Origin of the sequence: Micromonospora sp. CPCC 205554 (assembly GCF_036902745.1) — a bacterium.
GTDB lineage: Bacteria > Actinomycetota > Actinomycetes > Mycobacteriales > Micromonosporaceae > Micromonospora > Micromonospora tulbaghiae.
The window spans coordinates 1-26,146 of the sequence record NZ_JBAKHP010000027.1; the positions used below are offsets into that span (position 1 = coordinate 1).

General features: G+C 71.2%; 22 protein-coding genes. 13 read left to right on the top strand and 9 right to left on the bottom strand.

Going from position 1 to position 26,146, the window contains the following annotated elements; all coding sequences use genetic code 11:
• Window positions 1-224: hypothetical protein (locus tag V6U82_RS25370; protein WP_334465167.1), on the bottom strand; the 224-nt coding region annotated here is incomplete at its 3' end.
• Window positions 225-555: 331 nt separating this feature from the next.
• On the opposite strand from V6U82_RS25370, the gene V6U82_RS25375 reads away from it, so the two are divergent.
• On the top strand, window positions 556-990 hold the full coding sequence (locus tag V6U82_RS25375) for a hypothetical protein (RefSeq protein ID WP_334465169.1): 435 nt from the start codon (window positions 556-558) through the stop codon (window positions 988-990).
• On the opposite strand, the gene V6U82_RS25380 is transcribed toward V6U82_RS25375, so the two are convergent.
• Window positions 953-1,963 (bottom strand): DUF389 domain-containing protein, encoded by a 1,011-nt coding sequence (locus V6U82_RS25380; protein ID WP_128136401.1) that lies wholly within the window; start codon window positions 1,961-1,963, stop codon window positions 953-955. The two genes, V6U82_RS25375 and V6U82_RS25380, sit on opposite strands and share 38 nt — an antisense overlap.
• A 131-nt stretch (window positions 1,964-2,094) precedes the next feature.
• Here V6U82_RS25380 and V6U82_RS25385 point away from each other — a divergent pair, with 131 nt between their 5' ends.
• From V6U82_RS25385 to V6U82_RS25395, 3 genes are all read left to right on the top strand, one after another.
• The gene (locus tag V6U82_RS25385) at window positions 2,095-3,561 is read left to right on the top strand and encodes a D-glucuronyl C5-epimerase family protein (RefSeq protein WP_334465172.1); all 1,467 of its coding nucleotides are present in this window, start codon (window positions 2,095-2,097) and stop codon (window positions 3,559-3,561) included.
• Between the two features lie 153 nt (window positions 3,562-3,714).
• Window positions 3,715-3,879: a hypothetical protein gene (locus V6U82_RS25390; RefSeq protein WP_181726496.1), complete on the top strand. Its 165-nt coding sequence runs from the start codon at window positions 3,715-3,717 to the stop codon at window positions 3,877-3,879.
• Entirely contained in the window at window positions 3,876-5,015 is a 1,140-nt protein-coding gene (locus V6U82_RS25395; RefSeq protein WP_128136399.1) for a DegT/DnrJ/EryC1/StrS family aminotransferase, read from the top strand. Before V6U82_RS25390 ends, V6U82_RS25395 begins: the two co-directional genes overlap by 4 nt.
• Window positions 5,016-5,080: 65 nt before the next feature.
• Here V6U82_RS25395 and wecB read toward each other — a convergent pair whose 3' ends face one another.
• Entirely contained in the window at window positions 5,081-6,205 is a 1,125-nt protein-coding gene (gene wecB / locus V6U82_RS25400; RefSeq protein WP_334465178.1) for a non-hydrolyzing UDP-N-acetylglucosamine 2-epimerase, read from the bottom strand.
• A gap of 211 nt (window positions 6,206-6,416) precedes the next feature.
• Between wecB and V6U82_RS25405 the strand changes: the two genes are divergently transcribed.
• The 3 genes from V6U82_RS25405 to V6U82_RS25415 are packed head-to-tail and all read left to right on the top strand — an operon-like array spanning window position 6,417 to window position 9,669.
• On the top strand, window positions 6,417-7,475 hold the full coding sequence (locus tag V6U82_RS25405) for a polysaccharide biosynthesis protein (RefSeq protein ID WP_128136397.1): 1,059 nt from the start codon (window positions 6,417-6,419) through the stop codon (window positions 7,473-7,475).
• The gene (locus V6U82_RS25410) at window positions 7,472-8,782 is read left to right on the top strand and encodes a glycosyltransferase family 4 protein (protein WP_128136396.1); all 1,311 of its coding nucleotides are present in this window, start codon (window positions 7,472-7,474) and stop codon (window positions 8,780-8,782) included. Before V6U82_RS25405 ends, V6U82_RS25410 begins: the two co-directional genes overlap by 4 nt.
• Window positions 8,779-9,669, top strand: a complete 891-nt coding sequence (locus tag V6U82_RS25415; RefSeq protein WP_128136395.1) for a dTDP-4-dehydrorhamnose reductase family protein — start codon at window positions 8,779-8,781, stop codon at window positions 9,667-9,669. The genes V6U82_RS25410 and V6U82_RS25415 overlap by 4 nt, the downstream gene beginning before the upstream one ends.
• Window positions 9,670-9,723: 54 nt before the next feature.
• Here the strand turns inward: V6U82_RS25415 and V6U82_RS25420 are convergent, their stop codons facing one another.
• The 3 genes from V6U82_RS25420 to V6U82_RS25430 all read right to left on the bottom strand — a co-directional run bounded on the left by V6U82_RS25420 (window position 9,724) and on the right by V6U82_RS25430 (window position 13,902).
• Window positions 9,724-11,034, bottom strand: a complete 1,311-nt coding sequence (locus tag V6U82_RS25420; RefSeq protein WP_334465185.1) for a glycosyltransferase — start codon at window positions 11,032-11,034, stop codon at window positions 9,724-9,726.
• Between the two features lie 93 nt (window positions 11,035-11,127).
• Window positions 11,128-12,489, bottom strand: coding sequence for a lipopolysaccharide biosynthesis protein (locus tag V6U82_RS25425; RefSeq protein ID WP_128136393.1), 1,362 nt, complete (start codon window positions 12,487-12,489; stop codon window positions 11,128-11,130).
• A 3-nt stretch (window positions 12,490-12,492) separates the two neighbouring features.
• Window positions 12,493-13,902 carry an O-antigen polymerase gene (locus tag V6U82_RS25430; protein ID WP_334465189.1) on the bottom strand — a complete coding sequence of 470 codons (1,410 nt, stop codon included), beginning with the start codon at window positions 13,900-13,902 and terminating at the stop codon, window positions 12,493-12,495.
• A gap of 181 nt (window positions 13,903-14,083) precedes the next feature.
• Between V6U82_RS25430 and V6U82_RS25435 the strand changes: the two genes are divergently transcribed.
• Window positions 14,084-15,013 (top strand): NAD(+)/NADH kinase, encoded by a 930-nt coding sequence (locus tag V6U82_RS25435; RefSeq protein WP_128136391.1) that lies wholly within the window; start codon window positions 14,084-14,086, stop codon window positions 15,011-15,013.
• A 6-nt stretch (window positions 15,014-15,019) separates the two neighbouring features.
• On the opposite strand, the gene pgm is transcribed toward V6U82_RS25435, so the two are convergent.
• Window positions 15,020-16,663, bottom strand: coding sequence for a phosphoglucomutase (alpha-D-glucose-1,6-bisphosphate-dependent) (gene pgm, locus V6U82_RS25440; protein ID WP_334465193.1), 1,644 nt, complete (start codon window positions 16,661-16,663; stop codon window positions 15,020-15,022).
• Window positions 16,664-16,698: 35 nt separating this feature from the next.
• On the bottom strand, window positions 16,699-17,931 hold the full coding sequence (gene glgC / locus V6U82_RS25445; RefSeq protein ID WP_334465195.1) for a glucose-1-phosphate adenylyltransferase: 1,233 nt from the start codon (window positions 17,929-17,931) through the stop codon (window positions 16,699-16,701).
• Between the two features lie 94 nt (window positions 17,932-18,025).
• Here glgC and glgA point away from each other — a divergent pair, with 94 nt between their 5' ends.
• From glgA to glgB, 5 genes are all read left to right on the top strand, one after another.
• Entirely contained in the window at window positions 18,026-19,225 is a 1,200-nt protein-coding gene (glgA, locus tag V6U82_RS25450; protein WP_334465197.1) for a glycogen synthase, read from the top strand.
• A gap of 49 nt (window positions 19,226-19,274) precedes the next feature.
• The gene (locus tag V6U82_RS25455) at window positions 19,275-19,829 is read left to right on the top strand and encodes a Uma2 family endonuclease (RefSeq protein ID WP_334465198.1); all 555 of its coding nucleotides are present in this window, start codon (window positions 19,275-19,277) and stop codon (window positions 19,827-19,829) included.
• A gap of 44 nt (window positions 19,830-19,873) precedes the next feature.
• Window positions 19,874-20,599, top strand: a complete 726-nt coding sequence (locus V6U82_RS25460; protein ID WP_334465199.1) for a class I SAM-dependent methyltransferase — start codon at window positions 19,874-19,876, stop codon at window positions 20,597-20,599.
• A 198-nt stretch (window positions 20,600-20,797) separates the two neighbouring features.
• Window positions 20,798-22,897: an alpha-1,4-glucan--maltose-1-phosphate maltosyltransferase gene (locus V6U82_RS25465; protein WP_334465200.1), complete on the top strand. Its 2,100-nt coding sequence runs from the start codon at window positions 20,798-20,800 to the stop codon at window positions 22,895-22,897.
• Window positions 22,885-24,987 (top strand): 1,4-alpha-glucan branching protein GlgB, encoded by a 2,103-nt coding sequence (gene glgB / locus V6U82_RS25470; protein WP_334465201.1) that lies wholly within the window; start codon window positions 22,885-22,887, stop codon window positions 24,985-24,987. Before V6U82_RS25465 ends, glgB begins: the two co-directional genes overlap by 13 nt.
• A 76-nt stretch (window positions 24,988-25,063) precedes the next feature.
• Here glgB and V6U82_RS25475 read toward each other — a convergent pair whose 3' ends face one another.
• Window positions 25,064-26,140 (bottom strand): App1 family protein, encoded by a 1,077-nt coding sequence (locus V6U82_RS25475; protein ID WP_442933466.1) that lies wholly within the window; start codon window positions 26,138-26,140, stop codon window positions 25,064-25,066.
• Window positions 26,141-26,146 lie beyond the last annotated feature (6 nt).

The following is a 26,146-nucleotide window of genomic DNA, read 5'->3' on the forward strand; positions in this document are numbered from 1 at the left end:
GGGAAGCGGGTGCGCTGCGACTCGTGCCGGTCGGCCAGCGCGGTGAGGGCGGCGCGCAGCGCGGAGGCGGCCAACGCGGCGGCTCGGGCGGCGGCGGGCAACGCGGTGGCGGGCAGGGCGGCGCGTCGCGCGGTGGCCAGCAGCAGCGGTCCGGGCGCGGTGGCGGTGCCCCGGTCAACGACGCCATGGCGGAGGCGCTGCGCCGGGCCGGGCTGGCCTGACACGTCCCGCCGGGCTGAGGTCACGAACGGCCCAGCCCGGCAGCGCCCGCCGGGAAACCGCGACGTGCCGGCCGAGGCACCGGCATCACACCCTTGATCAACACAATCTCGCCGAGGTGGTGGCATCGGAGGCTCCGCGACACCACCACTTCGGCGAGCTGGAGTTGATCACGCCGGGCAGGGGCAGCACGCGTGCCAGAGCCCCGAACACCACTCACCAAGCGCGTTGTTGACCAAGGAGTTTATGGGTTGTTCGGGGCGTTCGACTGACACAAACCCCTTGATCACCGCAGCCTCGGCGGTGTGCGCGCCGGTTCCGCGTACCCTCGCGGTCGTGGGCGGTGAGGACGACGAGCGGTGGCGGGAGCGGCGACGCCACGCGGTGCGGGCGCACGCGGAGGCCGCCGCCCGGGAACGCGAGGCCGAGCAGGCGGAGGCCGCGGAGCTGGTGGCCCGGTTCGCAGCCGAGGCGCTGCGGCGCGGGCTGCGCGCCGACCGGCTGACCGCGACCGGCCACGACGGGCGCGGTCGCTACCGCACGCGGATCACCGGCTGGTACGTGGACCGGGCGCACAGCCGCGCGGTGGACACGGACGGGCGTTTCTATCTGCTCACCGTGCCGCCGGGTCTGCGCTCGCGGCTGCTAGGGGCCGACCCGCGGCCCAGCGCGCCGCCGCTCGTAGTCGGCCGGGGCGGTCGCGACGGCGAGTCGGTGCCGCTGGCGACGCTGCTCAGCCGTCGTCTCGACGCGGGCGACGACTGGCGCTGACCGGAGCCGGACGCCGATCTGCCCGCTGCCGTTGCACCGCGTGCGCGGCCCGCCGGGCGACGTGCCGCCACCAGCACAGCTGGACCACGAGCGTGAGCAGCCCGGCGAGCACGATCGCGGCCAGGTTGATCACCAGTTGGAGGGCGGAGCCGGCCGCCTCGTGCCACACGCCGTACGCGGACGCGACAGCCACGTTCGCCGCCGCCGGCACGGTGGTCACCGAGATCAGCACACCCACCAGCGAGCCGGACTTCTTCGAGGTCAGCGACAGCATGCCGGCCACGCCGGCGAGCAGGCCCACCACCCACGACAACGCGTCGGGCCGCCAGATGAAGTCGGTCATCGGCCGTTCCGCCAGCAGCATGTCCCGGTCGACAAGTCCGGCCGCGGTGAGCGCCCAGGTGCTCAGCACGGTGGCCGCCATGGCGACGAGGAAACCGACCGTCAGCGCCTTGGCCGAGTGGCCGACCACGCGCGGCTGACGTCGCAGCAGCGCCACGCAGAGCGCGGCGAGCGGCCCGAACTCGGGGCCGACCACCATCGCGCCGACGATCAGGATGGGCTGGTCGAGCAGCACGCCGACCCCGGCGATCATGGTGGCGACGACGATCAGGGCGAGGAACGTGCCGGTGAGCACCGTCTGCTCACCGGTCTTCGCGGCGATCTCGTCCCAGACCACGGCGTCCTCGCCGTGCCCGGGCGCCTCCTCGGCGGCCCGATCGGCCGCCTCGGACAGGGTCAGCTCGACGTCGTCGGCGGCGATCCCGCCGCGTACGTCGACGTCGAGGCTCTGCAGGCGGTGCAGGACGTGGTCCGCGCTCTCCCGGACGACATCGCAGAGGATGAGGTCGCCGGCGGGCCGCCGGGCGGCGCCCGGTACGACGACCAGATGGGTCACGCCTGGCGCGTCGGCGAGCAGGTCCGCCACGGCGGACGAGCGGTCGCCCGGCGCGATGATCCGCAGGTGCAGCACGGGCGCACTCTACTGCCACGGGACCGCCGGGCTCGTCCGCCTCAAGTGAGCTGTTTTCGCATTAATACGGCCGAATGTCGGAAGGTCGATACTTGTACCACAAAGAGCAGCTTCCTTCCTACCGTGCCGGTATGGGTACCACGTACGGAAGGCCCAAGCACATGACGTACCGCCTGCTGGTCCTGGCACTGACCGCGACCCTCGTGGCCCTCGCCGGAGATCCCGCCGCGGCCGCCATCGGCACCGCGCCGAACCGGTCGGCGGACCTGAGCGGTTACGCCCGGGACGGCTACCATCCGCAGTCCGTGCCGGAGAGCGGCCTGCCCTACAACGACGGCCCTCTGGCCCCGCGGGTGGACCCGAACCCGCACGACGACCAGGGCGTCAGGCTGTTCTCGTACAACGGCCAGACCTACGACCATCCCGTCGCCCAGGCACAGTGGGGACTGAGCAACCTGCGGACCTACCTCGCCAACCGTGATCAGCTCTTCCTCGACCGGGCGATGGCTCAGGCACAGCGGAACCTCGATCGCAGGGTCGAATCGCGTTTGGCCTGGTGGTACTCCTACGAATTCGACTTCCCACGGTGCAGCCAGATGCCCGTGGTTCGTGCTCCTTGGTACAGCGCGATGGCGCAGGGTCAGCTGCTCAGCCTCTTCGCCCGCCTGTACATGGTCACCAGGGACCAGAAGTGGCGCGAGGCCGCGGACCGAACCTTCGCCAGCCTCCTGCTTCCACCGGCCACCGGACTGCCCTGGGCCGGCTGGGTGGACGACGCCGGATACCTGTGGCTCGAAGAGTATCCGGTGACCCCGGGCGTGACCGGCGAGCGCGTGCTGAACGGCCACATCTTCGCGCTCTACGGCGCGTACGACTACTGGCGGCTGACCGGTGACCAACGGGCCGTCGCCCTCTTCGACGGGGCCGCCACCACGCTGCGCCGCCACGTGCCTTCGACGTTCCGTGCTCCGCAGTGGATCAGTCGCTATTCGATCGGGTGCCCGACCTCGTACGCGAGTTACCATCCCGTGCACATCGGTCAGCTGCTCAAGACGTACGAATTGACGCGGGCGCCGGTCTTCGCGGCTCTGGCCGATCTGTTCCGCGAGGACTACCCGACGCCGGCCGTCTCCGGCACCGTCGTCTTCTCCGGCGGGGCGCACGTCGGCTATCGGTTCTCCTCCACCGGCTCGGTGCTGGAGCAGAAGTCCCTGACCCTGTCCCGGCAGTCCCAGGCGAACGCCGACCAACGCATCCGCGTCCCCGGGCGCGGCATCCACTACCGCATGTCCAACGGAGCTCTCGCCGGGTTCCTCGTGCCCGAGACGCCTGGCGAACGGATCCTGCTCGGTGCGGTCGTGCGGCACAGCTACGCGCCGCAGCGGACGCTGTGGTTCAGTGCCGGCACCTACACCGGGCACCGGTACGGGGCGACCTGGAACGTCGTCGAGAGCAAGACGTTCACCTTCCCCCGCAGCTCCGCCGCACCGTTCGACGCCACCGCCTGGGTGAACGGCAGGATGAGCTACCGGATCACCGCCGGCGTGTACGCCGGATTCTGGGTGCCCGTGCACGACGGCCTTGCCCCGGCGCCGTGACCCCACGGAGTGGTCCGCACTCCCAGCCGTTTCCTCCGGGCCCCCGGCACGGTTGATCCGGGAGATCGGCCTGTCCGGTCCCGATCGCGGCCTTACACCACCTGTCCGGAGGTGGGGCCGGTTTCGGTAACGTACTCGTGCGGAGGTTGGAGCATGTCGTTCCCGGGTGTGCTCGCGAGGATGGAGCCGCTCCCGTCCGCCCGGTCCAGCCGGTCGAAACGACTCCTCTACATGCTCGTGCCGGAGTTCCTCGACACCGCGGGGACGGCCGGGGAACCCGCCGCCCACGCCCCGGCCGGACGGGAGCAGACGTCATGACCGGCCTGGTGCATCTGTCGGCTCCGGACGTCGGCCCGTTGGAGGAGTCCTACCTGATCGCCGCGCTGCGGTCCGGCTGGGTGGCGCCCATCGGCCCCGACCTCGAGGAGTTCGAGCGCGAGATCGCGTCGCGCGTCGGCACGCGGGGAGCGGTGGCGGTCAGCTCCGGCACGGCGGCGCTGCATCTGGCCCTGCTCGGTGTGGGTGTCGGCGCTGGGGACGTGGTGGTCGTACCCACGCTGACGTTCGTCGCGACCGCCAACGCGGTCCGGTACACCGGCGCGCGACCGGTCTTCGTCGACTGTGACCCACACACGGGCAACATCGACGTGTCGCTGCTCGCGGAGGTGCTGCACCGGCTGCGCGGCCGGGGCGAACGGGTGGCCGCTGTCGTTCCGGTGGACATGTTCGGCAGTTGCGCCGACTACACCCGCCTGCTCCCGGTCTGCGCCGAGGCAGGGGTGCCGGTGGTGGAGGACGCCGCGGAGGCGCTCGGCGCGGCACATCGCGGGCGGGCGGCCGGGTCGTTCGGGCGGGCCGCCGCGCTCTCCTTCAACGGCAACAAGATCATGACAACCTCGGGCGGCGGGATGCTCGTCTCCGATGACCTGTCGCTGCTGGCACGCGCCCGGCACCTCGCCACCCAGGCGCGCGAGCCGACGCCGCACTACGAGCACCGCGAGACCGGTTACAACTACCGGCTCAGCAACCTGCTCGCCGCCCTCGGCCGGGCGCAGCTGATCCGGCTCGACGGCATGATCGGACGACGCCGGCAGCTACGGGACCGGTACGCCAAGCTGTTCACGTCCGTGCCGGGAGTGGAACTCGTCGGCGCGGCGGACGACGCCTCGAACTGCTGGCTGACCGTCATCCGAGTGCGCCCCGACCGCGCCGGTTGGCACGCGGCCGACTTGGCCGAACAACTGCGGAAGAGGGACATCGAGACCCGGCCGGTGTGGAAACCCATGCACCGCCAGCCCGCCTTCGCCGACGCCGAGAGCGTCCTGAGCGGAGCCGCCGACGACCTCTTCGCGGAGGGGCTGACCCTACCCAGTGGCAGCGCGCTCACGGAGCCGCAGATCAGCACGGTGCTCGGTGCTGTCGACGAGTTCCTGGCCGCCCGGACCGCTGTGTAACCGCGCCACGCCTCTGACGATCGTGCGGTGCGGTTGCCACGCCGGCACCGCTCGGCCCGGCGCCGTCAGCGGCGGATGCCCGCCCATTCGTGGTGCCGGCGGACCGTCGAGAGGATGAAATCGACCACCCGTCGTGACGTATCGGTGACCTGGTAGTCGACCGGGCAGGGAACGCCTTCCCCGGCGTGCTGCCGGACGGTCACCCGGACGGCCTCCGTCACCCCCGCCGGGTCCAACCCGGTCATGATGATGCCCCCCACGTCGAGCGCCTCCGGCCGTTCGATCGACTCCCGGAGCGTGACGGCAGGGAAGCCGAGGATCGCGGCCTCCTCACTGATCGTCCCGCTGTCCGACAGGGTGCAGTAGGCGGCGGTCTGCAGGTGGACGTAGTCGGGCAGACCGAACGGCTCGTGGAAGACGACGCCGTCCAGCAGGTTCGCCTCCGGGGCCAGCGCCTCCAGCCGGTTGCGCGTTCGCGGGTGCGTGGAGACGAGGACCGGGAATCCCCACGCGTCCCGGACCGCGCGCAGGCATTCCAGCAGCCGGGCGAGCCTATCCGGGCGGTCGACGTTCTCCTCCCGGTGCGCACTGACGAGAAAGTAGCGGCCGGCGGTCAGGTCGAGCCGGCTCAGCACCGTGGACGCCGCGATCGCCGGCCGGTAGTGCTCCAGCACCTCTCGCATCGGCGAGCCCGTGTGCAGAATGCGCCGCGGATGCAGACCCTCCGTCAGCAGGTTGCGCCGCGCGTGTTCGCTGTAGACCAGGTTGAAGTCGGCGATGTGGTCGACCAGGCGGCGGTTCGTCTCCTCCGGGACGTTGAGGTCGAAGCAGCGGTTGCCCGCTTCCATGTGGTAAACCGGCACCTTCATACGGCGTGCCATCAGGGCTCCGATGCTGCTGTTCGTGTCCCCGAGGACGAGCAGGGCGTCCGGGCGCGTCTCCGCTATCGCGGCCTCCATCCCGATGAGGACGCCACCGAGAACGCGCCCCAGGGACGCGGTGTCGACCTGCAGGAACCGATCGGGCTCGCGGATCCGCAACTCCTTGAAGAAGACGTCGGACAGGGTGCTGTCCCAGTTCTGCCCGGTGTGCACGAGCACGTGCTCCACAGTGTCGTCGAGGCCCGCGATCACCCGGGAGAGCCGGATTATCTCCGGCCTGGTCCCGACCACTGTCATCACCCGTGTCATGAACTGCCTTTCGCCCGGCTGGCCCAACTTCCACCAGCGACTTCTGCTCGTTGGACCAACGAGCAGGCGACGTGCCCGGTGGCGGCCGAACGAGAGTAATCAGCGAATTATTCCCTTGTTACTGTTTTCTTGCTTCCTCGTCGTTATGAGCAAGTAACGTGCAATTGCGATGTGAGCTCCCGTCAGCGGAACGGGGGAGACTGGAGGAGATGTGGCTTCCTCGCTTTCGGGCCGACGCTTCCTGATCACCGGTGGCACCGGCTCGTTCGGCCAGACCATGGTCGTTCGCCTGCTGAAGGCCGGCGCCGAAGAGGTACGGGTGCTCAGCCGCGACGAGTCCAAGCAGGACGCGATGCGGCACCGGCTCCGGGACGATCGGGTGCGCTATTACGTCGGCGACGTCCGCGACTACGACAGCACGCTGAAGGCCACCCGCGGAGTCGAGTACGTGTTCCACGCGGCGGCGCTCAAGCAGGTGCCCTCCTGCGAGTTCTTCCCGTTGGAGGCGGTCCGGACCAACGTCCTGGGCAGCGCCAACGTTGTTGACGCCTGCGAGCGCAACGGCGTGGAGGCACTGGTCCTGCTCAGCACCGACAAGGCCGTCTATCCGGTCAACGCGATGGGCATGACGAAGGCCCTCATGGAGAAGGTGGCACAGGCCCACGCCCGCAACAACCCCGGCGCCCGGACCCGGGTCTGCTGCGTCCGGTACGGCAACGTCATGTACTCCCGCGGCTCGGTCATCCCGCTGTTCGTCGAGCAGATCCGCGGGGGCGTGCCGCTCACCGTGACTGAACCGACGATGACCCGCTTCCTGATGTCGCTGGAGCAGTCGGTCGAACTCGTCGAACACGCCTTCCACCACGGTCAGCCCGGTGACGTGTTCATCCGCAAGGCGGATGCCTGCACCATCGAGGATCTCGCCGTCGCGCTGTGCAACCTGTTCGGCGTCCCGGCGAAGTTCGACGTGCTGGGCATCCGGCACGGGGAGAAGCTGTACGAGACGCTGGCCAGCCGCGAGGACCTGGCCCGCGCCGAGGACTTCGGCGACTTCCTCCGCGTACCGGTGGACAGTCGTGACCTGAACTACGGCCTTTACTTCGACGAGGGCGACACGAACCGGGAGCACCGGGTCGACTACCACTCGCACAACGCGCGCCGGCTCGATGTCAGGGAAGTGATGGACCTGCTGGCGACCCTGCCGGAGTTGCGAGCGCAGCTCGACCAGATCAGCCAACCGGCCATGGCCGCACCGGCGCGACCGTCGTGACCGGCGAAGGGGTCGCGGGCGGCGCGGCGCGGGCACATCGGATCGCCCTCGTCACGCAGTGGTTCCCGCCCGAGCCGACCGGCATCCCCCTGGGCATCGCGCGGTCGCTGGAGCGACGTGACTTCGCCGTGGACGTGCTGACCGGCGTGCCGAACTATCCGACCGGGATCGTGCCTGCCGGATACCGTGCCGATCGCCGGAGCATCGAGGATCTGGACGGTCTGCGTGTGCTGCGCACCCCCCTCTACCCGAGCCACGACCGCTCGACCGTCCGGCGAACTGCCAACTACCTGAGCTGGGCCGCCTCGTCCACTCTGGCCGGGGGCGAAGTGCTGCGCTCGGCGGATGTGAGCCTCGTCTACGGCTCTCCCATCACCGCTGCCACCGCCGCGATGGCCGCCCGGATGCGGTGGCACACCCCGTACGTCCTCATGGTGATGGACCTCTGGCCGGACTCGGTGTTCGCCACCGGCTTCCTCACCGGCGGTGCGGGCAGGCGCCTGGCAGCCGGCGCTCTCGGTGCACTGACCGACCGCGTCTACCGCTGGGCCGACCACATCACTGTCCCCTCCCCCGGGCTGCGCGGGACGCTCATCGAGCGCGGCATCCCGGCGGAGAAGGTGTCCGTCGTCTACAACTGGGCAGACGAGAAGGTCATGCAGCCGGCCGAACCGGATCGTGCCTTCCGGGTTCGGCTCGGCATCGATCCGGACGCCTTCGTCGTCATGTACGCCGGCAACCTCGGCGCCGCGCAGCGGCTCGACGTCGCGGTCGAGGCGATGGAGCAACTGCGCGATCTGCCCGACGTGCACCTCGTACTGGTGGGTGGCGGGGTCGAACGGGACTCGCTGCGCGAGCGGGCCATGGCCAGCGGACTGGCCACCGTGCACTTCGCCGACCAGATCGCGCCGGAGCGGATCGCGGCCGCCATGGCCGACGCCCAGCTTCAGCTGGTGTCCCTAGCGGACGAACCGCTGTTCCACATCACCCTGCCCGGGAAGGTGCAGGCGATCCTGGCGAGCGGCCGGCCGGCTCTCGTGTGTGCCCCCGGTGACGCCGCGCGCATCGTGACCGGCGCGAACGCGGGATTCGCGGCACCCCCCGGCGACCCGGCCGCGCTGGCCGCGGTGATCCGGCGGGCCCGGTCCACACCGCGGGACCGGCTACGCGACATGGGCCACGCCGCCCGGCGGCACTACCTGGCCCACATGAGTGAGGAGATCAACGCGCAGGTGCTCGCCGATCTACTGACCGGCGCCGTCGAGCGGCGCGCCAGACGCGGCCACCGCAGGAGGAGGAAGGCATGACACGCGTTCTCGTTCTGGGTGTCACCGGAATGCTCGGCCACACCCTGCTGCGGGAGTTCGACCGGGAACACGCCATCGACGTGCGCGGCACCTGCCGGAGCACCGACCTGGCCGGGCTGCTGCCGCCCGTGCTCGCCGCCCGCGTCGAGACCGGCATCGACGCACGCGACGTCGACCACGTCGGCTCACTGATCCGGCGTCTGCGGCCGGAAGTGGTGGTCAACTGTGTGGGTGTTGTCAAACAGCGTCCGGAGGTACAGGACGCCGTCGGCACGATCCAGCTCAACGCCCTGTTCCCTCACCTGCTGGCCCGTCACTGCGCCCTGGTGGGTGCCCGTCTCGTACACGTCAGCACGGATTGTGTCTTCTCCGGTGACCGTGGCGACTACGTCGAGACGGACCTGCCCGACCCACCCGACCTGTACGGGCGGTCGAAGCTGCTGGGCGAGGTGACCGGTCCGCACGCACTGACGTTGCGGACCTCGATCATCGGTCACGAACTCACCTCGAACCGTTCCCTGGTCGACTGGTTCCTCGGCCAGACGGGCTCGGTACGGGGTTACACGAAAGCCGTCTACAGCGGCCTGACCACGCTCGAACTCGCTCGTGTCCTGCGTACCGTGGTTCTTCCGCGTACCGACCTTACGGGGCTCTATCACGTCGCGGCGACGCCGATCACCAAGTACGACCTGCTCAGGCTGGTGGCGTCCGAGTATCACTGGACTGGCGACATCGTCCCCTACGACGGCTTCGTCTGCGACCGGTCGCTGTCGGCCGACTCGTTCGCCGCCGCCACCGGCTACCGGCCGCCCGCCTGGTCCGAGATGATCGCCCAGTTGTATGCCGCCCGCTCCCGGTGGCAGCTGCCCGCGGACGGCTCGCGGTAGGGGCGGCGTCGCCGGTAGCGGGCACCGCGACGCCTGCTACCGGCGGGGCGGCGGTCAGAGGCGGTTCCGTCGCATTCCGGCGACGTCGGCGAGAATTTCCAGGTACTTCGCCATCTGGTCGTCCCGGTAAAGTCCGGCGAGCGCCGACGCCGGCACCTCGGCGATGTGGCCGTGCTGGTCCTTCTCGCTCAGCCAGAGTCGCAACTGCTCCGCGATTTGCGCCGGGTCACTGAGGACGACGCCGGCCCGACGGGTACGCAGGATCTCGGCAACGATCCCGACGGGGTGTCCGATCATGAGGATCGGACGTCGGGCGCGCAGGTAGTCGAAGAACTTCCCCGGCACCGTCCCGGCATCGCGCGGATCGTTCCACATCACCAGCACCAAGACGTCCGCCTCCGCCTGCACCCGCCACGACTTCTCGGCCGACACCTCACCCAGGTTCGTCACCGAATCGAAGACACCGGCGCGTTCGGTAGCGGCTTGCGCGACCCCGTTGTCCTCACCGGCGAAGACGACGTGGACGCGTCGGGCCTCCGGGCCGAGGAGTGCCACAGCGTCCAGTAGTGGCGAGGGATCCCGCTTGCCGGGGTTCAGGCGGCCTGTGTGCGCCACCGTCAGCCGTGCTCGTCCGGGCACGTCCGCTGCGGCCACCTGGCCGGTCGGCTCGCCCGTCGACTGCGGTGGACGCGGGTCGATGCCATTCATCACCACCGACGTCTCGATCCCGAACGTCGAGCGCATGATCTCGGCCAAGGGCTCGGAGATCGTGACGCACGCGGCGGCCGATCGGAGCAGCGCTCGTTCCATCCGGCGATCGATGACCCGCCGGATCCGCGTCCTGCCGTACGGCCAGTAGTCGTTGCCCACCGTCCACAGGTCTCGGTAGTCCGCCACCCAGGGCACGCGCAGGCGGCGGCCGATGGCGGCGGCAACCAGGTAGGCCGACGCCGGCGGGCCGGTCACCATGACCACGTCGGGTCGCCAGTCCCCCCGGCCGCCCCGAAGAAACGCGCGCACGGCGGGCACGACCCAGTTGACGCAGGCGTCGGGGACCAGGATCTCGCGTCCCAGCGTGCCCAGGACGGTCAGCACGCGGCGCCGGCCCACTCTCGCCTGGGCCTCCGCCCGGCGGACCGAGGAGACTACGCGGGCCGAGTCCGGCACCGGTGCCACCCGAAGGACGTCGCTCGCCGGAACACCGGCATCAGGCGATCCCGCGCCCGCCGGCGTCGCTGTCAGGATCCGGACGTCCCACCCCCGGGCGGCGGCGTAACGCGCCAGCTCACCGGGTCGGCGGGCACCCACCGACTCCGACGGCGGGAAGACGTAGGCAATGATCAGGAGTCGGGGTCGCGGATGCATCGGGACTCGTTCCTCGAAGGTCTTTATTATCCATTACCTAACGCTCTGAGGGCATACGTAGTTATGCAAGCGATATGTCCCGTATAGCCGGGGTCACACCGACTCCGGCTCCCGGGTCCGTCCCGTCGGCGCGACCGGCCTGCCCGGGACGCGGCCCTGGGCCCGCACCGTCGTCAGCGAGAGCAGCCAGCAGACCAGATAGGCCACGGCGGCGGCGATCCCGAACGCCCAGACGGCGGCGAGAGCCGAGCCGCCCAGCAGCCAGACACCCGCGACCGCGCCGACGACGACCACCACCCGGCCCACGTCCCAGGCGAGCTGCAGCTTCTGCCTGCCGAAGACGACAAGCGTCTGCGACAACGGTGACGCGACCAGTTGCGCGGCCGCGCCGATGGCGAGAGCCTGCCCGTACGCGCCGCTGTCGGCCCACTGCGGACCGAACAGCAGCCGGAACGCCGAAGGCGCCGCCAGGATCGCGACGACCGCGGCCGGAAGCGCGATCATGGTCAGCCGACGGCTCGCGCCGAGGAACATCGGGTGAGCTCGCTGCGGCTCCTCACGTGCCACCCGGGCGAGTTCCCCGAGGTAGACCTGGGCGATCGCGGTGCCGGCCAGGGCCACCGGCGCCGCCAGGACTCGTTGGGTGAGGCCGAGCCACCCGGCGACGGAGCTGCCGTACCAGAGGGCGATGAGCAGGACCGGCAGCTGGTTTCCCAGCACGTTGACCAGCCCGGACGGCGCGAGCACGAGCGGGAACCGGCGGTACCGCCGCATGGTCCGCCGCAGCACCCTGGGGTGGAAGGCGGCACGCGTACCGGGATCACGCAGGCGAGCGCCCGGCACCAGCATGAGCGACCCGGCCACCTGCCCGGCCGCGAGACCGAGGGAGAGCCCGCCGGCTCGTACGCCGGCTGCTCCGAAGATCACCTGGGCCGCAAGCGTAGCGACGGCCTGCAGGAAATTGCGCCGACCGATGGCGGCGTAGCGGCGATCGCGGACCGCGAGCTGGTTCAGCACCAGCAGGCAGCCCGTCGCCGCCGCCGCCCACGGGACGAGCCAGAGCCAGACGCGCAGGGCGGGCTGGTCGTAGGCGTCGGCGATCGGCTCCCCCGCCACCGCCACCACCAGCGTGCCCAGCGTGCCCGTCGACAGCGCGCAGAGGAGCCCGAGGGCCACGAGTGAATCGCCGTCCTTGTCCTCCGTGGGCAGCGGAACGGCCATTTCGAGGCGGAGTGCCGCGACCGCGCCGACAGTCGCCACCAGCGTCGCGATCACGGTGAATACGCCGAAGTCCGCCGGCGCGTAGAGGCGCGCCAGCACCGGTGCCGCGGCGAGCAGGAGCATCTGACCGCCAACGGTTCCCGAGGCGATGCTCAGCACGCCACGACGGGCCGCGGTCAGGCGCGGTCCGGGGGCGCCACGGCGGGTGGCCCGCCGCGCCTGGTCCGCGCGCACGCCTTATCGACCCGCTCCGACAGGTGTTCTCCGCTCCGGCCCGGCCGTCTGCGGTCCCGGCCGCCACCCGACCGCCTCGTGACCCGGGGCCAACGGGGCCGCGGACGCGGTACGGCGTGCCCGCGCCGACAGCGTGGTCTGCTCCGGCTTGATCCGGCCTCCCCAGTACCAGAGCGCCAGATAGGCGACGAGCCCGGTGTTGAGGAGCGTCTCGGGGCCGCCGACGGCCCACGTGCCCAGAACCACTGTCATTCCGGCATACCCCATCAGTTCCAGGGAGTTGTAGCTGGGCCGGCGCAGTCCGTTGAAGGTGATCTTCTGAAGCAGAAAGGCGAGGAGCGCGGCCCCGACCAGCACCCCGACTGTGCCGAAGTTGTGATGGATCGACCCCCACAGCGACGGCGGGGACGTGCCGACCGTCGAGCCGTAGAGCGTCGCGAACACCTCGTTGGCCAGGCTGCTTCCCCGGTCGCCGGGCAGTACGCCGGACAGCGAGCGGAGCCACTCACTGCCGTGGCGCACCGGCAGTTGAGACGTGTAGTTGAAGGCGGCGAGCCCGGACAACTGATTGTCCTCCATGAAGCGCCGGTACAGCTCGGTCGCGGCGGCCGTGACCGGGTGCCCCTCGCCATCCGCACTTCGTCCCAGCACCTGCGTCGCGACGAAGACCACAGGCGCTCCGAGCACCGGCACGAGCAGCACCCAGCGGGACATCGCGCGGCCGACAGCGAGGAACGAGTAGACGACGAGGGTCAGCAGAAACAGGAAGAACGCCCCGCGCTGACCGGTGCCGACGAGAGCCAGCGTCGCCAGGCCGAGCGGGAACAACGCGAAAACCCGGCCCATCAGACCGCGTTGGTTGAAGAACCACACCGCGAGGACCACGGCCAGCGCGGGCAGCAGAACGTTGCGGAACTGGTTAGCGTACCCGGGGAAGAAGTAGTCCTCGCCCGCGTACGACTGCAGGCGCAGCGTACTCACGTCCTCGGTCTGTCCGCTGAGCACCCCCCGCAGGCCCACGACGAAGGCGCTGTACCCGACCGCGGCGAAGTACGCAGCGGTGGCCGCCATCGACAGCACCGTCACGACCAGCACGCTCGGTGTCGGCCGCACGAGACGGAACGTGTAGGGCGCGTGGTCGCCCACCTTGCGCGGGACGGCACGCCGGCCGGCTCGCAAGGACATGAACGTCACCATGCTCACCAGGAGGTACGTCGCCACCGCACCGAGCACGAGCCGGGCATAGAACGTCTCGGTGGCGGAGTCCGGATCAACGAGCTGCACCGTCCCCAGGGCCATCAGCAGCTGCGAGATGACGAAGAGTCCGTCCGGGGTGAGCAGACCGTACGTACGGACGGCCACGACGTAGTGCAGAACGGCCAGCAGAGTCACCACGGCGAGGAACAACATCATGAGGTGCGGAATCCGTTCATCTTCTGGAGGCGTTTCCCCGGCCCCAGGCACCCTGCGGCACAAAGGGTCAACGACGGCTCGCCCGGCAGGTCACGGCGCGTCCCGCCGCCGATGCGGATCTCGCCTCGACCGAGGGATCGAACGCCGGGCACATCCGCCGCCGGTGTGGTGAGCTGTAGCGGTGGCGGGCGATGTGCTGGGGCTGGTGCTGCACCCCACCCGGGACGTCTCCGAGGTGGTGCGGATCATCGCGGACTGGGCGGCCCGACACCGGATCACGCTCGCGGTACGCGCCGAGGACCGCACGCGCGTACCTGCCTCGGTCGAGGCGATCGCGGCCGACGAGCTGGCCGGGCGCTGCGCCGCGCTGATCAGCATCGGTGGCGACGGCACCATGCTGGGCGCGCTGCGGATGGCCGTCCACGACCCGAAGCCGGTGCTCGGCGTACACCTGGGCCGGCTCGGCTTCCTGGTCGAGGTGGAACCGCCGGACCTGCCCCGGGCGCTGGAACGGCTGGTGGAGCACGACTTCACCGTCGAGTCGCACGCCTGCCTGGCCTGTGACGTCTGCGGCGACGACGTGGTGGCGTTCAACGACATCGCCCTGGTCCGGCAGCCCGGCGCGGGCTTCGTCACGGCCACCCTGGCGGTGGACGGCCAGCGGTACGGCTACTACCGGTGCGACGCGCTGGTGGTGAGCACGCCGACCGGCTCGACCGCGTACAGCTATGCCGCCGGCGGCCCGTTGATCTCGCCCGCGACCGAGGCGATGGTGGTGACGCCGTCCGCGCCGATGGCCGGGATCTCCCGCTCGGTGCTGCTCTCCGCGCACGAGACGGTGCACCTGGAGCTGCGCGCGGACTCGGCGCCGGTGGCGGTGGAGATGGACGGCCTGCTGATCCGGCAGGCGGCGACCGAGGGTTCGGTGCACATCCGGTACGTCAAGGACGCCGGCCGGGTGGTCCGTCTCGACCCGCGCCGCTACCAGGAGCGCAACCAGCTCAAGCTGAGCCTGCTGGACCTGCCCCTGCTGCCGGACCAGTTGCGCGAGCTGTTGCCGGACGGGTTGCGGGAGCAGCTCAACCGCCGGGAGCTGCCCCCGCCCCGCTGAGCCGGGTCAGGCGGTGGCGAGCACGCCGTCGACCAGCGCCTTCGCCTCCTCCTGGATGCGGGCCAGATGCTCCGGGCCCTGGAACGACTCGGCGTAGATCTTGTAGACGTCCTCGGTGCCGGACGGGCGGGCGGCGAACCAGCCGGATTCGGTGGTCACCTTGAGCCCGCCGATCGCGGCGCCGTTGCCCGGTGCGGTGGTGAGGATCGCGGTGATCGGCTCACCGGCCAGCTCGGTCGCGGTGACCTGCTCCGGCGAGAGCTTCGCCAGGACCGCCTTCTGCGCCCGGTCGGCCGGGGCGTCGATCCGGGCGTACGAGGGCGCGCCGAAGCGGTCGGCCAGCTCGGCCCAGTGCTCGCTGGGGCTGCGGCCGGTGGTGGCGATGATCTCGGCGGCGAGCAGGCAGAGCAGGATGCCGTCCTTGTCGGTGGTCCAGGTGCCGCCGTCGCGGCGCAGGAACGACGCGCCGGCGCTCTCCTCGCCGCCGAAGCCGACGGTGCCGTCGAGCAGGCCGGGCACGAACCACTTGAACCCGACCGGCACCTCCAAAAGCGGGCGGCCGAGGTCGGCCGCGACCCGGTCGATCATCGAGGACGAGACGAGGGTCTTGCCCACCGCCGCGGCCGGGCCCCACTGCTCCCGGGTACGGAACAGGTGGCCGATCGCCACGGCCAGGTAGTGGTTCGGGTTCATCAGTCCGCCGTCGGGCGTGACGACGCCGTGCCGGTCCGCGTCGGCGTCGTTGCCAGTGGAGACCGCGTAGTCGTTCCGGGCCGCGATCAGGGAGGCCATCGCGTTCGGCGAGGAGCAGTCCATCCGGATCTTGCCGTCGCCGTCGAGCGTCATGAACCGCCACGTCGGGTCCACGAGCGGGTTGATCACGGTGAGGTCGAGGCGGTGCCGGTCGGCGATCTCGCCCCAGTACGCCACGCTCGCCCCGCCCATCGGGTCCGCGCCGATGCGCACCCCGGCGTCGCGGATCGCGTCGATGTCCAGCGCGGCGGGCAGGTCGTCGACGTACCGGGCGAGGAAGTCGTACTCACCGGTGGTGGCGGCGGCGCGCGCCCGCGCGTACGGGATGCGTTTCACCTCCTTGAGCCCGGCGGCGAGGATGGCGTTCGCGCGGTCCTGGATCCACTTCGTGGCGTCGGTGTCGGCGGGCCCGCCGTGGGTGGGGTTGTACTTGAACCCGCCGTCGGACGGCGGGTTGTGCGACGGGGTGATCACGATGCCGTCGGCGAGGCCGCTGGTGCGACCCCGGTTGTGGGTGAGGATGGCGTGCGAGACGGCGGGCGTCGGGGTGTAGCCGTCGCGGCTGTCGCGCAGCACTGTGACGTCGTTGGCGGCGAGCACCTCCAGCGCGTCGGCCTCGGCGGGCGCGGAGAGCGCGTGGGTGTCCCGGCCGAGGAACAGCGGCCCGGAAAGGCCCTGCTCGCGCCGGTAGTCGCACAGGGCCTGGGTGACGGCGAGGATGTGGTCGGAGTTGAAGGCGTTGCGCAGGCTGGAGCCGCGGTGACCGGAGGTGCCGAAGGAGACCTGCTGCGCCGGGTCGTCCGGGTCCGGGTGCTCGGCGTAGTAGGCGGTGACCAGCCGGGGCACGTCGACCAGGTCGGCGGGCCGGGCGGGCTGGCCGGCACGGGGGTGGGCCACTGCGGGATCCTCCTCGGTGATGCGGTGGGGACTGCTCAGGGCTCGACGCGCTGGCCCTTGCCGATGACGACGATGCCGTTGTCGGACACGGTGTAGCGCTGGCGGTCCTTCTCCAGGTCGACGCCGATCTCGGCGCCCTCCGGGACGTGGACGTTCTTGTCCAGGATCGCGCGCCGGACGACCGCGTGGCGGCCGATCTGGACACCCTCCATCAGCACGGCGCCGTCGACGTGCGCCCACGAGTGGACCTTCACCTTCGGCGCCACGATCGAGTTCTCCACCAGCGAGCCGGAGATCACCGAGCCGGGCGACACCATCGAGCTGACCGCGCGGCCCACCCGCTCGCCCCAGGCGTGCACGAACTTGGCCGGCGGGTACGGCGGCTGCTCGGTGTAGATGGGCCACTCGAAGTTGTAGAGATTGAACACCGGGTGCACGTTGATCAGGTCCATGTGCGCGTCGTAGAACGAGTCGAGCGTCCCCACGTCCCGCCAGTAGCCGCGGTCGCGGTCGGTGCTGCCGGGCACCTCGTTGTCCTTGAAGTCGTAGACGTTCGCCTCGCCGCGCTCGACGAGCATCGGGATGATGCTGCCGCCCATGTCGTGCTTGCTCGTCTTGTCCGCCGCGTCGCGCTCGACCGCCTCGCACAGCGCCCGGGTGCTGAACACGTAGTTGCCCATCGAGGCGTAGATCTCGTCCGGCGCGTCGGGCAGCCCGACCGCGTCGGTGGGCTTCTCCCGGAACGCGCGGATGCGCTTGCCGTCCTCGCCGACCTCGATCACGCCGAACTGGTCGGCCGTCGCGAGCGGCTGCCGGATGCCGGCCACCGTGACCCCGGCGCCGGAGGCGATGTGGTCCTCGACCATCTGCCGGGGGTCCATCCGGTAGATGTGGTCGGCGCCGAAGACGATCACGTGGTCGGGCTGCTCGTCGTTGATCAGGTTGAAGCTCTGGTAGATCGCGTCGGCCGAGCCGGCGAACCACCACGGGCCGCGGCGCTGCTGCGCGGGCACCGGCGTGACGTAGTTGCCGAGCAGCGTCGACATCCGCCAGGTCTTGGTGATGTGCCGGTCCAGCGAGTGGGACTTGTACTGGGTCAGCACGACGATCTTGAGGAAGCCGGCGTTCGCCAGGTTGGAGAGGACGAAGTCGACCATGCGGTACATCCCGCCGAAGGGGACGGCGGGCTTCGCCCGGTCGGTGGTCAGGGGCATCAGGCGCTTGCCCTCCCCGCCGGCCAGGACGATCGCGAGCACCTTGGCAGCCATGCTCAGACGCTAACCATGTCGAACCGACTTCACCACTCGGACGCCCACACTTGCGCACCGGGTGCGACATGGCGCTCTGCACTAGGGTGCGGGCATGGCACCGATGCGCGTCGACCTGCTCACCCGCGAGTACCCGCCGGAGGTGTACGGCGGCGCCGGGGTGCACGTGGAATACCTCGCCCGCGAGCTGCGCCGGCTCGCCGACGTGCGGGTGCACTGCTTCGGCGCGCCCCGCGACGAACCGGGCGTCACCGCGTACGCCGAACCGGCCCCGCTCGCCGGCGCGAACGCCGCGCTGCGGGTCATGGGCGTCGACCTGGAGATGGCCGCCGGGACCGCCGGCACCGACGTGGTGCACAGCCACACCTGGTACGCCAACCTGGCCGGGCACACCGCGAAGCTGCTGCACGGGGTGCCGCACGTGGTCACCGCGCACAGCCTGGAGCCGCTGCGCCCGTGGAAGGCCGAGCAGCTCGGCGGCGGGTACGCGCTCTCCTCCTGGTGCGAGCGGACCGCCTTCGAGTCGGCGGACGCGATCATCGCGGTGAGCGCGGGCATGCGGCGCGACGTGCTCACCGCCTACCCGGCGGTGAACCCCGACCGGGTACGCGTGGTCTACAACGGCATCGACACCGCGCAGTACGCTCCGGACCCGGGCACCGACGTGCTCGACCGGCTCGGCATCGACCCGGCCCGGCCCAGCGTGGTCTACGTCGGGCGGATCACCCGGCAGAAGGGCCTGCCGTACCTGCTGCGGGCGGCCCGGGAACTCCCCGCCGACACCCAGCTCGTGCTGCTGGCCGGCGCGCCGGACACCCCGGAGATCGCCGCCGAGGTGGAGGGTCTCGTGGCGGAGCTGCGGGCCACCCGGTCGGGGGTGATCTGGGTGGCGGCGATGCTGCCCAAGCACGAGGTGATCCAGGTGCTCACCCACGCCACGGTCTTCGCCTGCCCGTCCGTCTACGAGCCGATGGGCATCGTCAACCTGGAGGCGATGGCCTGCGAGACCGCGGTGGTGGCCACCGCCACCGGCGGCATCCCGGAGGTGGTCGCCGACGGCGAGACCGGGCTGCTGGTGCCGATCGAGCAGGCCGGTGACGGCTCGGGCACGCCGCTGGACCCGGAGCGTTTCGTGGCCGACCTGGCCGCGCGGATCAACGAGTTGCTGGCCGACCCGGCGCGGATCGCGGCGTTCGGCGCGGCGGGACGGCGGCGCGCGGTGGAGCACTTCTCCTGGGACGCGATCGCCCGCCAGACGATCGAGGTGTACGGCTCGGTCGGCGCCACCGGCTGACCGCTGGGCGGTGCGTGTCCGTGCCCGCCGTGGCCGGTACGATTCCGGCATGAGCGCAGAGGCGGTGGGCAGGTCCATGCCGTCGACCGTGTCGCTCGACGACCTGACCGCGATGATGGCCGCGGACGAGCACCATCGATACGAGATCAGCCCTGAGGGAGTTCTCTCGATCATGCCGCCGCCGGGATACGCCCATGCGATCATCGCGACCCGGCTCATGGTGTGGCTCGCCCAGGGTGGCGTACCGGCGGATCACGTCGCCCAGGCTGTCGGGCTGCGCATCCCGGGACGGCACGGCGGGGTCGGTGGACGCATCCCCGACCTCGTGGTGTGGAGCAAGACGCAGGCCGACGGCGTGTGGCTGCCGCCCGCCGACGTGCTTCTCGTGACCGAGATCGTCTCGCCCGGCTCCGAGGGCACCGACACCGTGACCAAGCGCGGCGAGTACGCCGCGGCGGGCATCCCGCAGTACTGGGTCGTCGAGCAGGATCCGGCGCAGACCGTCACGATGCACCGCCTGGACGGCGCGGACTACCGGGTCCGGGCGACGATGCCGCTCGCCTGGGTCCTCAACACCAGCCCCGCCGAACACGACCTCGGCTGACGGCACGGCCCTCGACGGCGCCGGTCGGCGGGTACGGTCCCGGGATGCCGGACGCGATATTCGCCCACCCTCGCCTCGCCGCCGTCTACGACGCCTTCGACGGCGACCGGGACGACCTGGCCGCGTACCTCGCGATCGCCGGTGAACTGGGCGCACGCACGGTGCTGGACGTGGGCTGCGGGACCGGCTGCCTGGCGGTCCTGCTCGCGCGGCACGGCCACACGGTCGTCGGCGTCGACCCGGCCGAGGCGTCGCTGGACGTCGCCCGGGCGAAGGACCGCGAGGGCCGCGTCCGCTGGGTCCACGGCGACGCCACGACGCTGCCGCCGCTGCACGCCGACCTGGCCACGATGACCGGGAACGTGGCACAGGTCTTCTTGTCCGACACCGACTGGGCGCGGACCCTGCGCGGCGTGCACGCCGCGCTGCGGCCCGGCGGGCACCTCGTGTTCGAGACCCGGCGCCCCGAGCGGCGCGCGTGGGAGGAGTGGGCGGACACCGCGCCTGTCCTGCGGGACGTGCCGGGCGTCGGGCCGGTGGAGCAGCGCCTCCAGGTCACCGCGGTCGACCTGCCGCTGGTCTCGTTCCGGCACACGTACCGGTTCCTGCGCGACGGCACGGTCCTCACGTCGGACTCCACGCTGCGGTTCCGCGACCGCGACGAGATCGAGGCGAGCCTGACCGCCACCGGTCACCGGTTGACAGACGTGCGCGAGGCCCCCGACCGCCCCGGCCGGGAGTTCGTGTTCATCGCCGAGCGGTCAACCTGAACGCCACCCGTTCGATGGAACGGCATGGGTGGTCTCGGAGCCCTTTTGACACCCGTCGCGTTCCACTCGATGCCGTCCACGCCGGTCGGTGGAACGGTATGGGTGCTTCAGCGGCACCGGCCCGGCGCCCTCGTCGGCGCGGGGCTTCTGAGGTGAAGTCACCGAGCGCGAGAGGATCTCGCGCAGTAGGTTGAGCGGGTGACTGGACGGTTCCCGATCGAAGACGTCTCCCCCGTCGTCTCCTGCGGTCGCTACCCGGCCAAGGCGGTGGTCGGCGAGGTCGTGCCGGTGTCGGCGCGCGCCTACCGCGAGGGCCACGACGCGCTCGGGTGCAACGTGGTCTGGCTCGGCCCCGACGGCGCGGCCCGCCCGTTCACCCGGATGCGCCCGGGCGAGCCCGGCCAGGACCGCTGGCACGCCACCATCCGCCCGGACGCGGTGGGCCAGTGGCGTTTCGCCGTGGAGGCGTTCGGAGATCCGTACCTGACGTGGCAGAACGCGGTCACCAAGAAACTGGCCGCCGGCCAGGGCCCGGCCGAGCTGGCGAACGACCTGGCCGAGGGCGTCCGCGTGCTGACCGCCGCGCTGGAGCTGGTGCCGAAGGCCGACCGTGATCGCGTACGCGAAGCCGTGCGGACGCTGAGCGACGACGACCTGGAGCTGCCGCGGCGGGTGAGCGCGGCGCTGGATCTGGCCGACCTGCTCTGGGAGCACCCGGTGCGCGAGCTGGTCACCACCGGCGAGGAGCGCACGCTGTGGGTGGACCGCCCCCGGGCGCTCTTCTCCGCCTGGTACGAGTTCTTCCCCCGCTCCGAGGGCGCGATCCCGGCCACCGTCGACGCGCCCGCCCGTTCCGGCACGTTCGCCACCGCGATGGAACGGCTGCCCGGCGTCGCGGCGATGGGCTTCGACGTGCTCTACCTGCCGCCGATCCACCCGATCGGCCGGGTCAACCGCAAGGGCCGCAACAACGCGCTCACCGCCGGGCCGGACGACGTCGGCTCGCCGTGGGCGATCGGCGCGGCCGAGGGCGGTCACGACGCCATCCACCCCGATCTGGGTACGCCGGAGGACTTCCGCGACTTCGTCGCGGCCGCCGCCGAGCAGGGGCTGGAGGTGGCGATGGACCTGGCGTTGCAGTGCGCGCCGGACCACCCGTGGGTCACCGAGCACCCGGAGTGGTTCACCACCCGCGCCGACGGCAGCATCGCGTACGCGGAGAACCCACCCAAGAAGTACCAGGACATCTATCCGCTGAACTTCGACAACGACCCCGAGGGCATCCGGGCCGAGGTGCTGCGGGTCGTGCTGCACTGGGTCGGCGAGGGCATCCGGATCTTCCGGGTGGACAACCCGCACACCAAGCCGTTCGACTTCTGGCACTGGCTGATCGCCGAGGTCAAGAAGGTCGACCCGGACGTGCTGTTCCTCGCCGAGGCGTTCACCCGGCCGGCGATCATGCACGGGCTCGGCAAGATCGGCTTCACCCAGTCGTACACCTATTTCACCTGGCGCACGACGGCGGCCGAGATGCGGGAGTACTGCGAGGAACTGGTCGCCTCGGTCGACTGGATGCGGCCCAACTTCTGGCCCAACACGCCGGACATCCTGCACTCGTCGTTGCAGCACGGCGGCCCGCCGATGTTCAAGATCCGGGCGGTGCTGGCCGCGCTGCTGTCCCCCTCCTGGGGCATGTACGCGGGGTTCGAGCTGTTCGAGCACGTGGCGCGCCCGGGCGCGGAGGAGTACCTGGACAACGAGAAGTACGAGCTGCGGCCCCGGGACTGGGACGCCGCGCTGGCGCAGGGCCGGTCGCTGGCGCCGTTCATCACCACGCTGAACCGGGTACGCCGGGACAACCCCGCCCTGCACCAGCTGCGCAACCTGCGGTTCCACGACATCGACAACCCGGCGCTGCTGTGCTGGTCGAAGCACGACCCGGAGACCGGCAACACGGTGATCGTGGTCTGCTCGTTCGACTCCCGCGAGGTGCAGTGGGGCAACACCACACTCGACATGCCGGCGCTCGGCCTGGACTGGCACGAGCGGTTCACCGTGCGCGACGAGCTGACCGGCGCCGAGTACGACTGGGGTCAGCGCAACGCGGTACGCCTCGACCCGTACCTGCAACCGGCGCACGTGCTCACCGTGCGCCGCCCGGCCGCACCGGAGGCCGTCGCCGAACCGGAGCACCCGGCCGCGCCCGACCTCACAGTGGAAGACGTACCCGCCGACCTCTCCGGCGGCACCGCCCCGACCGCACCGGCCGACAAGGACGACGCCCGATGGACCAGCTGATCACCGGCGAGGTACACGACCCGCACGCCGTGCTCGGCGCACATCCGGCCGGTGGGAGCACCACGATCCGGACGCTGCGCCGGGGCGCGGGCGAGGTGACGGTGCTCGCCGACGGCGAACGGCACCCGATGAAGCGGGTGCACGACGCCGGTGTCTTCGAGGCGGTGCTCCCCGGCGAGGTGCTCGACTACCGGGTCGAGGTGGACGGCACCACGCACGACGACCCGTACCGTTATCCGCCCACGCTCGGCGACCTCGACCTGCACCTGATCGGCGAGGGCCGGCACGAGCGGCTCTGGGCGGCGCTCGGCGCCCGCGTGTTCGACGAGGGCGTCGCGTTCACCGTCTGGGCGCCCAACGCCCGCGCCGTGCGGCTCGTCGGCGACGTCACCGGCTGGGCGCCGGACGACGGCTGGCCGATGCGGTCGCTCGGGTCCAGCGGCGTGTGGGAGATCTTCGTGCCGGGCCTGCCGGTGGGCACCCGCTACAAGTACCGCGTCCTGGGCGCCGACGGTCGGTGGCGGGACAAGGCCGACCCGATGGCCGCGCGCACCGAGGTGCCGCCGGCCACCGCGTCGGTGGTGCACGAGTCACGGTACGAGTGGGGCGACGCGGACTGGCTCGCGCGCCGGTCCCGGCAGGCGCCGCACCAGGAGCCGATGAGCGTGTACGAGGTGCACCTGGGCTCCTGGCGGCCCGGCCTCGGCTACCGGGAACTGGCCGAGCAGCTCACCGCGTACGTGCTGGAGATGGGCTTCACCCACGTGGAGTTCCTGCCGGTGATGGAGCACCCGTTCGGCGGCTCGTGGGGTTACCAGGTCACCGGCTACTACGCGCCCACCGCCCGGTTCGGCGGCCCGGACGACTTCCGGTACCTGGTGGACCGGCTGCACGCGGCCGGCATCGGCGTGCTCCTGGACTGGGTGCCGGCGCACTTCCCCAAGGACGAGTGGGCGCTCGCGCGCTTCGACGGCACCCCGCTGTACGAGCACCCCGACCCGCGTCGCGGCGAGCACCCCGACTGGGGCACGTACGTCTTCGACTTCGGCCGCAACGAGGTCCGCAACTTCCTGGTCGCCAACGCGCTGTACTGGCTGGACGAGTTCCACATCGACGGGCTGCGCGTGGACGCGGTCGCCTCGATGCTCTACCTGGACTACTCCCGGTCCGACGGGCAGTGGGCCCCGAACGTGCACGGCGGCCGGGAGAACCTGGAGGCGATCGCGTTCCTCCAGGAGGTCAACGCCACCGTCTACCGGCACCACCCGGGCGTCCTGATGATCGCCGAGGAGTCCACCGCCTGGCCGGGCGTCACGAAGCCGACCTCGGACGGCGGGCTCGGGTTCGGGTTCAAGTGGAACATGGGCTGGATGCACGACACCCTGCTCTACACCTCGAAGGATCCGATCTACCGGCAGCACCACCACCATCAGCTCACGTTCTCTCTGGCGTACGCGTGGAGCGAGAACTACGTGCTGCCGATCAGCCACGACGAGGTGGTGCACGGCAAGGGCTCCCTCGCCGGCAAGATGCCCGGCGACACGTGGCAGCGGCTGGCCACCGTGCGGGCGCTGCTGGCGTACATGTGGGCGCACCCGGGCAAGCAGCTGCTCTTCATGGGCTGCGAGCTGGCCGACGACCGGGAGTGGAGCGAGGAGCGCGGCCTCGACTGGTACCTGACCCACGACCCGGCCCGCGCCGGTGTGCAACGGATGGTCGCCGACCTGAACCGGGTATACCGGGAGACCCCGGCGCTCTGGGCGCAGGACACCGACCCGGCCGGCTTCCGCTGGATCGCCGGGGACGACGTCGCCAACAACACGGTGTCGTTCATCCGGATCGCCCCGGACGGGCAGACGCTGGTGTGCGTGGCGAACTTCTCCGCGGCCCCGCTGGAGGACTACCGGATCGGCCTGCCCGCGGCCGGTACGTGGGCCGAGACGCTGAACACGGACGCCCACCACTACGGCGGTTCCGGCGTGGGCAACCTGGGCGAGGTGCACGCCGAGAACGTGCCCTGGCACGGCCTGCCTGCGTCGGCGTCCCTGCGCATCCCCCCGCTGGGCGTTCTCTGGCTGACACCCCGTTGATCATGAGGTTGGCGGCACTTCTGGAGATCCACAAGGCCGTCAACCTCATGATCGACGGGAGAGAAGAGGGGGACGGTCAGACCAGGTCGGCTTCTCGGAGGAGCTTCCAGAGGCCGGCGCCGTCGGGGGCGCTCAGCCACTTCTGGCCGATCGGGCCCGATGAGGACCGGCCGGCCGGGGCCGGCAGGCTGCCTGCCAGCACCGACTGGGTCGGCGACAGCTGCCGGATTGCCACCCCTGCGACGTGGTCCGGCTGCGCGGCGGCGAACTCGCGGTAGATCTCCGGGTCGTGCTGCCCGTCGTCACCGATCAGCAGCCACCGCACCTCGGGGAACTCCCGGGACAGCCGGGCCAGCGTGGCCCGCTTGTGTTCCCGCCCGCTGCGGAACCACCTGTCGGCGGTCGGCCCCCAGTCGGTGAGCAGCAGCGGCCCGGCCGGGTAGAGGTGCCGGGACAGGAACCGGGTGAGCGTCGGCGCGACGTTCCAGGCGCCGGTGGACAGGTAGAAGACCGGCGCGCCCGGGTGGGCGGTGGCCAGCCGCTCGTACAGCACCGCCATGCCGGGCACGGCGGTGCGGGCGTGCTCGTCCAGCACGAACGTGTTCCACGCGGCGAGCAGCGGCCGGGGCAGCGCGGTCACCATGACGGTGTCGTCGATGTCGGAGAGGATGCCGAAGCGCACGGCCGGGTCGAGGACGCGGACCAGCGCCTCCACCGGCTCGGCGTCGGCGACGCTGAGGCGTACGCAGCCCCAGCCGGGGGTGAAGTCGGCCTCGATCACGGTGTCGACGAAGCCGCTGCGGTCGGCGGTCACCTCCTGGCGCACGCCGTCGGCCTCGATGGTCACCTTGACGTGCTTGGCGGGCAACGTGGCGAAGCTGCGCCAGCCCCGCACCTTGTCCAGCCGGCCCCGCCGCCGCGTGTCCGGACGCCCCAGCAGCACCCGGCAGAGCACGCGCGCCCAGCCCGGGGCGCCGTAGCCCGCGTACGCGATGATGTTGGGCTGCCACCCGGTGCGCCGCAACCGGCGCTCCACCAGGCCGTGCACGGCGTCCTCGAAGCGCGCGGCGCGGTGCAGTTGCGGAACGGCCAGCTGGTCCGGTGGTGTGGGCGGCACACGGCAACAGTGCCACAACCGGAGCGGCCGGGCCACGCGAGT